The organism is Ochrobactrum sp. SSR, assembly GCF_030067775.1.
GTDB classification, from domain to species: domain Bacteria; phylum Pseudomonadota; class Alphaproteobacteria; order Rhizobiales; family Rhizobiaceae; genus Brucella; species Brucella teleogrylli.
Genome location: NZ_CP125969.1, coordinates 1,062,749 through 1,074,649 on the forward strand (window position 1 = coordinate 1,062,749; position 11,901 = coordinate 1,074,649).

Sequence of the window (11,901 nt, forward strand, 5' to 3'; positions counted from 1 at the left end):
GAACTCCTCATGCAGATGTATCAGGTCGATGCGTTTACCGATCGCCTTTTCGGCGGAAATCCCGCTGCCGTTCTCGTCCTTGACGATTGGCTACCGGATGCACTGATGCTGGCAATTGCGCAGGAGAACAACCTCGCCGAAACCGCCTTCGTCAAGCCTCGCCCCGATGGAGCATGGGATTTGCGCTGGTTTGCCCCGGCGCATGAGGTTGATTTCTGTGGTCACGCTACCCTTGCGACAGCCCATGTCTTGTTCACCACGGCCAAGGCGGACACCCTGCTGGTCTTCCACAGCAGAGTGGGAGAACTGCGCGTGTCGAGGGAAACGGATAGCTACAGGCTAGACATTCCCCGCCTGTCGCCGGAAACCATTGACGCTTTGCCCCGCGAAATTGCCGATATCTTCGCCGAGCCGCCTGTCCACATTTTTCGGAATTTTGAAAACTTCTTTGTCGATCTCGGCAGCGCCGATGCCGTGCGGAGTTTTGTGCCGGACCTCGCCGCAATTGCCCTTCTCGGCCCGGTCGGTCTTGTTGTGACCGGGCAAGAAACGGACGATGCAAAGCCGGACTTCGTGTCCCGCTATTTTGTTCCGGGCGCAGGCATTCCAGAAGACCCGGTTACAGGGTCGATCCATGCCACGCTTGTGCCCTATTGGGCCTCACGGTTGGGACGCGACAAGCTCATGGCCTATCAGGCGTCGGCACGCGGAGGGTGGCTCGACTGCGAATTGAACGAGGATCGCGTTATTCTGCGGGGAAATGCCGTGACTTTCATGGAAGCCACGATCTTTCTGCCCGAAACGACATAGCTGTCATTCATCTGCAATAAAAAAGGCGGTCCGGGACCGCCTTTTTCGCATTACATGTTTACATAGACCGGTCCTTCGCCGCCTTGTGGCGGCACCCAGTTGATGTTCTGGTTCGGATCCTTGATGTCGCAAGTCTTGCAGTGCACGCAGTTCTGCGCGTTGATGACGAAACGAACATCCTTGGCGCTTGGGTCCGCAGCCGAGTTGCCGTCCTTGTCCACCCATTCATAAACGCCTGCCGGGCAATAACGCGTCGATGGGCCTGCAAAAACATCGTGTTCCGACGTCGTCTGCAACTGCATATCGCGGACTTGCAGATGGATTGGTTCATTCTCGTCATGATTGGTGTTCGACAGAAACACAGACGACAGACGGTCGAAAGTCAAAACACCATCCGGCTTCGGATAGTCGATCTTCTTGTGCTTTGCTGCCGGTTCGAGCGACTGCGCGTCGTTCTTGCCATGCTTCAGCGTGCCAAAGAACGAGAAGCCGAACAGCTGGTTCGTCCACATATCGAGACCGCCGAGAGCGACGCCCACCACTGTGCCAAACTTCGACCACAGTGGCTTGACGTTGCGGACCTTTTTCAGGTCCTTGCCGATCAGGCTCGAACGCCAACTGTTTTCGATCTCGACCGGTTCGTCATTGGCGCGACCGGCTGCAATGGCTTCCGCCAGCTTGTCGGCGGCGAGAATGCCGGACAGAACCGCATTGTGGCTGCCCTTGATGCGCGGCACGTTTACGAAACCTGCCGAGCAACCGATCAGCGCGCCGCCCGGGAAGGACAGTTTCGGCACCGACTGGAAGCCGCCTTCGGTAATCGCGCGGGCGCCATAGGACAGGCGCTTGCCGCCTTCGAAAACATCCTTGATCGCCGGATGCGTCTTGAAACGCTGGAATTCTTCAAACGGCGACAGATACGGGTTCTTGTAGTTGAGGTGCAGCACAAAGCCGACCGCAACCATTTTATCTTCGAGATGATAGAGGAACGAACCGCCGCCGGTCTTCATGTCGAGCGGCCAACCGAACGAATGCTGGACCAGACCCGGCTTATGCTTGGACGGATCGACCTGCCACAATTCCTTGAGGCCGATACCGTATTTGCCCGGCTCGCGGCCTTCATCCAGCCTGAACTTCGAGATCAGCTGTTTGGCCAGCGAACCGCGCGCGCCTTCACCAATCAGCGTATATTTGCCGAGCAGCGCCATGCCGCGCGTATAGTTCGGCCCATGCGTGCCGTCGCGCTCGACGCCCATGTCGCCGGTGGCAACACCGATGACCGCGCCTTCGTCATTGTAAAGCACTTCGGTTGCGGCAAAGCCCGGATAGATTTCGACGCCAAGTTCTTCCGCCTTCGTACCGAGCCAGCGGCAGACATTGCCGAGCGACACGATGTAATTGCCGTGATTGTTCATCAATGGCGGCATGGCGAAATTCGGCAAACGCACCGAACCCGCAGGGCCGAGCAGCAGGAAATGATCGTCCGTCACCGGCGTCTTGAAAGGGTGCCCCTCGTCGTCCCGCCAGTCCGGCAGCAACTGGTCGATGCCCACCGGATCGACAACCGCGCCAGACAGGATATGCGCACCGACTTCCCCGCCCTTTTCAAGGACCACGACAGAAAGCTCTGGATTGACCTGCTTCAGACGGATGGCCGCCGCAAGACCCGCGGGGCCCGCGCCGACGATCACAACGTCAAATTCCATGCTCTCGCGTTCGGGAAGCTCCTGGTTCGCATGTTCTGGGGCTTCGGACATTCATCCCTCCGTTCGGTATGCCATCATCGTCTCATTACGACAGCGAGATGATGCATCCAATTGTTTTTACGCATAATCCCCTTGCGAATACCCATCAACCAGCGCATTGGCCAGTAATGATTGGCATCCGATTGGATTTACCTGTTCCCGTCATTCGCCTTAACCTCTTACAGAGTTAGTCACTGTCGCAAATGCGTCCAATTGTCCAAAATCAGCGTCTGACTGCGTTTAATCATATTTACTTTAACGTAAACGTCAATTTCAATTGTTTGAAATCAGTGCGCCGGATTTTTGCCGCGACCGGGGTGGTTTTCACTTCCCCGGCAAGCTTCCGGTGGTTAGTCGGCGGTTTGATCGTGAAAAGCGCGGCGCGCTCTTGCATTCGCGGTCAAAATTCGCCACCTCATCTATTGAGGTACAAAATGACTGATGGCCGCGAGATACTGGATATGGAAAGCTTGCTCCGCTTCTATGCGGAAGCGGGCGTTGACATGCCGCTCTCGGAAACGCCGATTGACCGCTTTGCCGAACCGCAGCGTGCGCCTGCCGCGCCACGACCGGACATGCAGGCCACAGAGCGCCCTCGCCCGCCGCAGCAGCAACCCAACCAGCAAAGCCGTTCGCAAAACTGGCAGCAACCATCAGCCGCCGCCACGCCTTCGCCAGAAAGCAGGCCTGTTCAGGCCGCAGCCGACGTACCGGATACGGCCCAGATCGCTCTGGCCCGGGAGGCCGCGGCGCAAGCTGCGACATTGGACGAACTGCGCGAGAAGCTTGCTGCATTTGACGGCTGCAATTTGAAATTCACCGCGAAGAACCTTTGCTTTGCCGATGGCGATCCTTCCTCCGACATCATGTTCATCGGCGAAGCGCCGGGACGGGATGAGGATATGGAAGGGCTGCCTTTCGTCGGCAAATCGGGCCAGCTTCTCAACCGGATGATCGAATCCATCGGTCTGAAGCGCGAGAGCGTTTATATCGCCAATACGATCCCCTGGCGCCCGCCGGGCAATCGCACGCCGACGCCGCTGGAAACCGAGCTTTGCCGCCCATTCATCGAACGGCAGATCGAGCTTGCCGCGCCGAAAATACTGGTCGCACTCGGCGGTCCGGCTGGCAAGGCGCTGACCGGAGCAACCGAAGGCATATTGCGGCTTCGCGGCAACTGGAAAATCCACCGCACGCCATCCGGCATGGAAATTCCTGTGCTGCCGACATTGCACCCGGCCTATCTTCTGCGCACACCGGCACAGAAGCGTTTTGCCTGGCGTGATTTTCTGTCCGTGAAGTTGAAACTAGACGAATTACGCAATTGATATTTCGGCCTTTCGGTGTCATCGCCTCTCGCACGAGAGCAATGCTTGTCACCAACATGCCGCAAACTTGTTCTATTTCGCCGCTTGCCAAAGCGCCTGACGGCGACAAGTAGTTTTAAAATCCAGACTCTTCGTTTCGGAGTATTTCATGGCTGGCCAGCTCGTGCCCATCGCCGCCCTGCTTGCAAGCACGTTCCTGATGCTGCTTGCCGGTGGCCTCGCGGGTATTCTTCTGCCGCTACGCGGCGGAATGGAAGGCTGGTCCACAACCACCATTGGCTGGATGGGAACAAGCTATTCGCTGGCCTTCACCATCGGCTGTATCGTCGTGCCGCATCTGGTGCGCCGCGTCGGCCATGTGCGCGTGTTTTCCGCTTTGTTGACCTTGCTGTCGATGGCGCTGTTGTTTCATGCGCTTGTGGTCAGCCCGGCGGCCTGGATGATCTTTCGTGGTGTCGCGGGCTTCTCGCTCGCAGGCAGCTACATGATTATCGAAAGCTGGCTGAACGAGCGCGTGACCAATGAATCGCGCGGGCGCATTTTCTCGATCTATATGATCATCACTATGCTCGGGCTTATGTGCGGACAGTATATCCTGCCCTTCGGCGATGCGATGACGCAGACGCTGTTCATCGTCTGCGCGATCATCTATGCCAGCGCCCTGCTGCCAACGGCCTTGTCCAGTGCCCAATCGCCGAACCCGCTGACGCAAGTGTCGCTCGACATCAAGGGGCTTTACCGCCGCTCACCCGCCGCAGCCATCGGCTCGCTGATCGCCGGTATCGTCGCCGGTACGTGGAACTTTCTTGCTGCGATCTATGGCGAGATGAACGGTCTTTCGACCTTCGGCATTGCGACCATGCTGGCCTCCGCAATGATCGGCGGTGCCATTTTCCAATATCCGCTCGGTCGCGCTTCCGACTTCGTGGACCGGCGCTATGTCATGGTTCTGGCCGGGCTTATCGGCTTCGCATTGTCGCTGGTCATGGTGCTGTTCCACCCGACCGCGCCTTATGCAATCTATGCGATGATGTTCCTGTTCGGCTCGGTGATCTATCCGATCTACAGCCTCAATGTCGCGCATGCCAATGACTATGCCGACGCCAGCGAATTCGTCAAAATCTCCGGTGGACTGCTGATCATCTATGGCGTGGGCAGTGTGATCGGACCCGCACTTTCCGGCCCGCTGATGGATGCCATCGGCCCTTCCGGCTTCTTCGTAACCATGGCCATAGCCTTTGGCGTTTATGGCCTGCACGCCTTCTGGCGTATTCGCAGGCTTCAGCGCCCCGCGATCAGCGAGCAGAAAACCGAATACAAGTTCCACACACCGGACGGCCAGTCCACGCCGGAAACCATGCAGCTCGACCCGCGTTCCGAAGGGCCACAGGAAACGACGAACTGATCTTTACTGGCCTTGCGGCGCGTTGACCTTATGCGGTTCGAGCGCGAGCTTGTGTTCGCGATAGATGATGAACCCGCCCGCCGCCATCACGATGACGCTGCCGACCAGCATTTCCAGCGTCGGCACATCACCGAACAGCAGGAAGCCGATCAACAGGCCAAGCAACATCGACGTATATTCAAAGGGCGCGATGGTGGACATCGGCGCATGACGGTAGCATTCGGTGAGCAAAATCTGCGCGATACCGCCCGCAAATCCCGCACCGACAAGCAGAGCCAGCTGTGTCCAGCTCGGCACGACCCAGCCGAAAGGCAGGCTGGCCAGCGCAATGACGCTTGCCGATAGCGAAAAATAGATCACGATTGTTGCCGTGCGTTCTGTCTGCACCAGACGCCGCACCAGCAGCATGGCGATGGCGGAGGTGAAAGCTGCGCCCAATGCGGATAGCGCTCCAATCGCCTCGTCCTGCCCGACATCGCCTTGCGAAAACAGCGTCATTCGCGGCCAGATAATCACCAGCACGCCGAACAGGCCAACCAGAACCGCGCTCCAGCGATAGAACCGCACGACTTCATGCAGGATGACCGCGCCGAGAATCACCGTGATCAGCGGCGAGGCATAATTGATGGCGATTGCTTCGGGCAGCGGTAGTTTCATCAGCGCAAAGAAACTCATCGTCATGGAACAGACGCCGACCAGCCCACGCCAGAAATGACTGAAACCGTGCTGCGTCCGAAACGCGCCGGAAAGCTGCCCCCGCCATTGCAGATAGAGCAGAACGGCAATCACCGCAAAAAAGGATCGGAAGAAAATCAGCTGCCCAAGCGGCACGCCGTCAGCGGCCTTGAGCATGGTGGACATGCCGACGAAAACGGCAACGGAAGCAATCTTGAGGCCAATGCCGAGCATCGGATTGGAGTCCAGCCCTGCCGCCTCAACAGGTGCACTCGCATGAGCGTTCACGATGCAATTCCCCAAACGTACCGCGTAAAAAGCGTGGCCTGAATATTATGACCACATTGATTTCTTAAGCTTGTTTGCAAAGAACCGCCACCCGGACTTGGCGTGATCGCGAAATTAAATTGACGCAAGCGCTTTTCTTGTCGTTTGCGCAAAAGCCGGGTACGAATCCAGCATGAGAGCGGTTCCTGTTTAGACGGAATCGTCGGAACCGCTCTATCCATTTGTGTTTACGCATTTCCGAACGCAAAACCGCTTCGCACTTTTGCTGGAAATGCTCTGAAGTCCACAGAAAGAGTTCCGCAATGCGTACAGAAACCGGCCAGACATTTCGTCTCGAAGATTACCGCCCGACGCCTTACGCGATACCGGAAACAAAACTCGACTTCACGCTGGAGCCGGAAAACACCATTGTCCGCGCCGAGTTAACCATCGAGCGCCGCCCGGGCACCGCGCCCGGCACACCGCTGGTCCTCGACGGCGACGAACTGAAGCTTGTCAGCATCGCCATCAACGGCACGCCGCTTGCTGATAACAGCTATGCCGCGACGCCAGATCTCCTGACCATCAGCGATTTGCCGGACCGCGAGCGTTTCACGCTGGAAATCGTCACCGCCGTCAACCCGACGACCAACCGCCAGCTGTCAGGGCTTTATCGCTCCAGCGGCGTCTATTGCACGCAATGCGAAGCGGAAGGCTTCCGCCGCATCACCTATTATTATGACCGGCCCGACGTGCTTTCCGTCTATACCGTGCGAGTCGAAGCCGACCGCGAAGCCGCGCCGATCCTGCTCGCCAATGGCAATCCCGTTGAAAACAGCGCGACGGAAGACAATGCCGACCGGCACTTTGCAGTGTGGCACGATCCGCATCCGAAGCCGTCCTATCTCTTCGCTCTCGTTGCCGGTTCGCTCGGCGTCGTGAAGGATCATTTCACCACCGCTTCGGGACGTCCGGTTGATCTCGCCATCTATGTCGAACATGGCAAGGAGAAGCGCGCGCTTTACGCCATGGATGCGCTGAAGCGCTCCATGCAATGGGACGAGGAAAAGTTCGGGCGTGAATATGATCTCGATGTTTTCAACATTGTCGCCGTGTCGGATTTCAACATGGGCGCGATGGAAAACAAGGGCCTCAATGTCTTCAACGACAAATATGTGTTGGCCGATCCGGAGACCGCAACCGATGTGGATTATGCCGGCATTGAGGCCGTCATCGCGCACGAATATTTCCACAACTGGACCGGCAATCGCATCACCTGCCGCGACTGGTTCCAGCTCTGCCTCAAGGAAGGGCTGACCGTCTATCGCGATCATGAATTCTCTGCCGACCAGCGCTCCCGCCCGGTAAAGCGCATCGCCGAGGTGAAGATTCTGAAGGCGCAGCAGTTCCCGGAAGATGGCGGCCCCCTCGCCCATCCGGTGCGCCCGCGCGAATACCGCGAGATCAATAATTTCTATACGGCGACGGTCTATGAAAAAGGCTCGGAAGTCGTGCGCATGATCCGCACGATCATCGGGCCGGACCTGTTCCGTAAGGGCATGGACCTTTATTTCGAGCGCCATGACGGTGACGCCGCCACCATCGAAGATTTCATCAAGGTTTTCGCCGACGTTTCCGGGCAAGACTTTGCGCACTTCGCGCTCTGGTACGATCAGGCAGGCACCCCGCGCGTGGAAGCGGATTTCGATTATGATGCGGCGGCTGAAACCTTCACCATCCGTTTGAAACAAGCGCTGGCGGCGACACCCGGCCAGCCGGTGAAAAAGCCGATGCATATCCCAATCGCGTTCGGCCTCATTGGGCCAGACGGCAAGGATATGGAGGCCACTTCCGTGGAAGGTGGCGACGTGCACGACCATGTCATCCATCTGCACCATGCGTCTGAAACCATTCTTTTCCACGGCATCAAGGCGCGCCCGGTTCCCTCGCTGCTGCGCGGCTTTTCCGCGCCGGTCAATCTCACTTCACCACTCTCCGAGGAAGACCTGACATTTCTGGCGCTGAACGACAGCGATCCGGTTGCGCGCTGGCAGGCCATGACCAGCATTCTCACCCGCGCCCTGCTCGACGGCGCAAAGCGCGTTCGCGGCGGTTATCAGCCGGAGCTGAATGCCAAGGTGGTTCAACTGGTCGGTCGCGTCGCGTCCGACGAAACGCTCGACCCGGCGTTCCGCGCACTCTGCTTGACGCTTCCAAGCGAAAGCGACGTGGCGCGTGAAATGGGTGACAATGTCGATCCCGACGCTATCCTTGCCAGCCGTGACCATTTGATCGCCGCGATTGCATCGGCCTATGCGACCGATTTCGCGAAACTTTACGACGGTCTCAAGGAGACCGGCGCGTTCACGCCCGATGCGGAAGCCGCAGGCAAGCGTTCCTTGCGCAATGCGCTGCTCGATTATCTGAGTCGCCATGAGCAGAACCAGCGTCGTGCCGCCCTGCAATATGCAGATGCCGACAACATGACCGACCGCTTCGCGGCACTTACGATTCTCGTCCATCGCTTCGGCGATACGGATGAAGCACAGGAAGCCCTGTCCGGCTTTGAACAGCGTTTCGGCGGCGACGGCCTTGTCATGGACAAATGGTTCAATGTTCAGGCAACCCGACCCGGCGACCATGCGCTGAAAACGGTGCGCAAGCTTGCCGTCCATCGCCTGTTCTCGCTCGACAATCCCAACCGGGTGCGCTCGCTGATCGGCTCGTTCTCGGCGTCGAATCCGACCGGTTTCAACCGCAAGGACGGCGCGGCCTATGCGTTCTTCGCCGACACGATCCTCGCCATCGATCCCGAAAACCCGCAGCTCTCGGCGCGGCTTTTGACCTCGATGCGTTCGTGGCGGTCGCTCGAAGAAACGCGGCGCGAACACGCCCGTGCCGCTCTTGCCCGCATATCGGGTACGGCGAAGCTTTCCACCGACCTGCGCGACATCGTGGACCGCACTCTCGCCTGATTCGCTGGCGACAATCGAAACAGCATGATTCGCCCCTGCCCGCCGCCTCGTCGCGGCTGGCAGGGTGAACAGCTATGCCCGCCAGCGCTTGTCTGACAAGCTTTCGGAGCGAGCATGTTTTTCATGAGTCTTTTCATGGATTTAAGCGCGTCAGCTGACGAACTGATTCCAGTTAAGAGCTTGAGATTCATAAGAAAATCAGCAGCAGCAAACGGGCTTTTTTACGTCTCGTTAACGAAATCGCTGGACAGCGCGAATCACTTTTGATTCATTGAATGCATTCGGAGGTGGCGTATTCCGAATCACTTCACTCGCAGGCATTTCACGAGGGACCATCAGATGGCGAGCACCGACGCGTATGGCGCGCCGGCGGGGACGCATTGCGAATCCGGTCGGAAGAGAAGGAAAGGCAAGGTCTCTGGCCATGTCCGTCTTCTCGCGGGTCCGGCCTATGGCAAGTTTATCTCGATGGAACCCATTCTGCGCCGCCTCGTTCCCGCGCTGATCATCATCTTCCTCGTCATTTTGGGTGTCGCCCGCGTGTTCTCCATGCTGGCCTGGCATGACGATATCGAACAGCAGCACAAGGCTTCGCTGTCGGCGGCGACCGCCAATCTCGCGCAAATGATCGAGCGCGTGGCGAACGGCACCACGGCAGGCGCGCAGATTTCCGCCAAAGACCTTCAGGACACGATTGCCGAATTTCGCTCGCGCGGCCTCTCCTCGCCCGGCATGACGGTTGCCGTCCTGGACGGTCAGTCGTTGGTGGTCGCAGCCTCCGGCCCGCTCTCCGATTTGACCGGGAAGCCGATCGATACGATCCTGACGGAAGCGCAACCGCTGTTCCTCTTTGCCGAGCGCGCAGGCGTATTGAAAGTGATGTTGCAGGGCGAAGCCGCCTATGGCGCCTTGTCCAAGCCACTGACAGCGCCCTATTCCGTCATAGCGACGGAAGCAGAAAACACGATCTTTGCCGAATGGCGTCGCGCCGTGTCGCTCAACGTCACGCTCTTTGCAGGCACCACCGGCGTCATGTTCGCCATTCTCTACGCCTATTTCAGTCAGGCAGCGCGCGCTCGCGAAGCCGACGATCTGTCCAACCAGATCCAGCGCCGGATTGATCTGGCCATGGCGCGCGGACGCTGCGGCCTCTGGGATTGGGACATGGCGCGCGGGCGCATCTACTGGTCGCATTCCATGTATGAAATGCTGGGCTATGAAGCGCAGGACGCGGTTCTGCCCTTTGGCGATGTCGCTGCGATCATCAATCCTGAAGACGGCGACCTTTATTCTCTTGCTGAGCAAGCCGCCGCTGGAGACTTCTCACATGTCGACCGCGTGTTCCGCATGCGCCATGCGGACGGGTCGTGGGTGTGGATGCGTGTGCGTGCCGATATTGCCGCCGAGGGCGACCTGCATCTGGTCGGCATCGCCTTCGACGTCAGCGAACAGCACCGCTTTGCGGAAGCGACAGCGGAAGCGGACATGCGCATCCGCGAAGCCATCGAGAATATTTCGGAAGCCTTCATTCTCTGGGATTCCAACAACCGTCTGGTGATGGCGAATTCCAAGTTCAGCGAATATGCGGGTCTGCCAGTCTGGACGCTGAAGCCGGGCGTGCCGCGCAATGAAGTCGACGCCCATACGCGCCCGTTCACCTTCGAACGCCGCATGGCCAACGAACACAATCGCGCAGGCGGTCAGACCTTTGAACGCCAGCTCAGCGATGGCCGCTGGCTACAGGTCAACGAACGCCGCACGCAGGATGGCGGCCTCGTTTCCATCGGCACCGACATTACCCAGCTCAAGCTGCATCAGGAACGTTTGGTGGACAGCGAACGTCGCCTCATGGCAACGATCCACGATCTGTCCATTGCCCGCAAAGGCGAGCGCGACCGTGTGCGCGAATTGTCCGAACTTGCCCGCAAATACGGTCAGGAAAAGGAACGCGCCGAAGCCGCCAACCGCGCCAAGTCGGAATTCCTCGCCAATATGTCCCATGAGCTGCGCACGCCGCTCAATGCGATCATCGGCTTTTCGGAGATGATCCAGGCGGGCACCTTCGGGCCCCTCGGCTCCGACCGCTACGAGGAATATATCAACGATATTCACACCAGCGGTAACTTCCTGCTGAATGTCATCAACGACATTCTCGACATGTCGAAGATCGAAGCCGGTCATTTCTCGCTCGACCGTGAGCAGATCGACCTTTGCCCGCTCATAAATGAGACGGTACGCATGATTTCGCTGCAGGCCGACGAGAAGAACATCACGGTCGAAACGCGCATCGAAGATGCGATGCAGCTCTATGCCGACCGCCGCGCGGTCAAGCAGGTGTTGATCAATCTTCTGTCCAACGCGGTCAAGTTCACGTCCCATAACGGGCACATCACAGTGCGCGCCCGCAAGGCCGGATCGGCCCTGTTCATGACCATTCAGGACACGGGCGTCGGCATTCCAAAATCGGCATTGAAGAAGATCGGCCAGCCGTTTGAACAGGTTGAAAACCAGTTCACCAAGAGCCATAGCGGCTCCGGCCTCGGGCTCGCCATCACCCGTTCATTGGCCGAACTGCATGGCGGCTGGCTGCGCATCCGCTCGACCGAAGGCGTCGGCACGGTGGTTGCGGTCAGCATACCCGACCGCAAGGCGGTTCAGATCAGCGGGCACAGCACCGCGATCCACGCGGCGTAAAT

7 protein-coding genes are annotated in these 11,901 nt (G+C 58.5%); 5 read left to right on the forward strand and 2 right to left on the reverse strand.

The window, feature by feature from the left end; all coding sequences use genetic code 11:
- Positions 1 to 9 precede the first annotated feature (9 nt).
- On the forward strand, positions 10 to 810 hold the full coding sequence (locus QLQ11_RS05125; protein WP_121535540.1) for a PhzF family phenazine biosynthesis protein: 801 nt from the start codon (positions 10 to 12) through the stop codon (positions 808 to 810).
- A gap of 50 nt (positions 811 to 860) precedes the next feature.
- Here QLQ11_RS05125 and QLQ11_RS05130 read toward each other — a convergent pair whose 3' ends face one another.
- The gene (locus QLQ11_RS05130; protein WP_283735777.1) at positions 861 to 2,567 is read right to left on the reverse strand and encodes an electron transfer flavoprotein-ubiquinone oxidoreductase; all 1,707 of its coding nucleotides are present in this window, start codon (positions 2,565 to 2,567) and stop codon (positions 861 to 863) included.
- Between the two features lie 422 nt (positions 2,568 to 2,989).
- Between QLQ11_RS05130 and QLQ11_RS05135 the strand changes: the two genes are divergently transcribed.
- Together QLQ11_RS05135 and QLQ11_RS05140 are read left to right on the forward strand one after the other, a co-directional pair.
- Positions 2,990 to 3,883 carry a uracil-DNA glycosylase family protein gene (locus tag QLQ11_RS05135; protein WP_283735776.1) on the forward strand — a complete coding sequence of 298 codons (894 nt, stop codon included), beginning with the start codon at positions 2,990 to 2,992 and terminating at the stop codon, positions 3,881 to 3,883.
- Positions 3,884 to 4,031: 148 nt separating this feature from the next.
- Entirely contained in the window at positions 4,032 to 5,288 is a 1,257-nt protein-coding gene (locus tag QLQ11_RS05140; RefSeq protein WP_283735775.1) for an MFS transporter, read from the forward strand.
- 3 nt (positions 5,289 to 5,291) lie between these two features.
- Here QLQ11_RS05140 and QLQ11_RS05145 read toward each other — a convergent pair whose 3' ends face one another.
- Positions 5,292 to 6,251, reverse strand: coding sequence for a DMT family transporter (locus tag QLQ11_RS05145; protein WP_283735774.1), 960 nt, complete (start codon positions 6,249 to 6,251; stop codon positions 5,292 to 5,294).
- A 302-nt stretch (positions 6,252 to 6,553) separates the two neighbouring features.
- Between QLQ11_RS05145 and pepN the strand changes: the two genes are divergently transcribed.
- Positions 6,554 to 9,205 carry an aminopeptidase N gene (gene pepN, locus QLQ11_RS05150; RefSeq protein ID WP_371835929.1) on the forward strand — a complete coding sequence of 884 codons (2,652 nt, stop codon included), beginning with the start codon at positions 6,554 to 6,556 and terminating at the stop codon, positions 9,203 to 9,205.
- Positions 9,206 to 9,544: 339 nt separating this feature from the next.
- Positions 9,545 to 11,899: a PAS domain-containing sensor histidine kinase gene (locus QLQ11_RS05155; protein ID WP_283735773.1), complete on the forward strand. Its 2,355-nt coding sequence runs from the start codon at positions 9,545 to 9,547 to the stop codon at positions 11,897 to 11,899.
- Positions 11,900 to 11,901 lie beyond the last annotated feature (2 nt).